Origin of the sequence: Pseudomonas sp. SIMBA_041, from assembly GCF_046535095.1 — a bacterium.
GTDB classification, from domain to species: Bacteria; Pseudomonadota; Gammaproteobacteria; order Pseudomonadales; family Pseudomonadaceae; genus Aquipseudomonas; species Aquipseudomonas mucoides.
In genome coordinates, this window is sequence record NZ_JAWRXJ010000470.1 from 1 (window position 1) to 262 (window position 262).

Genomic DNA, 262 nt, shown 5'->3' on the forward strand with positions numbered 1-262 from the left:
GCGCCTGATCGAGCAGGTGCCGGAGCTGGCGCGGGAGATCAAGACCCAGCAGCAGTTCATGTTCACCGCCTGCGAGCAGATCGCCGATTTCCGCACCGGCGAAGACATGGAAGGCCGCGAGCGGCCACGCCACCGTTTTGTCGGCGGGCTGATCCCCGAGCATATGCGCGAGATGGGCCTGGAGCTGAAAAAGGGCTTTTCCCGTCTCACCGACCTGTTCACCCGCCTGACCGAGTTGCTCAAGGAAGGCATGGATGGCGAG

General features: G+C 63.7%; 1 pseudogene. It reads left to right on the top strand.

The features are described from left to right. A pseudogene (locus tag SB725_RS31965) lies at window positions 1-262 on the top strand (ATP-dependent DNA helicase DinG); the annotation flags it as partial.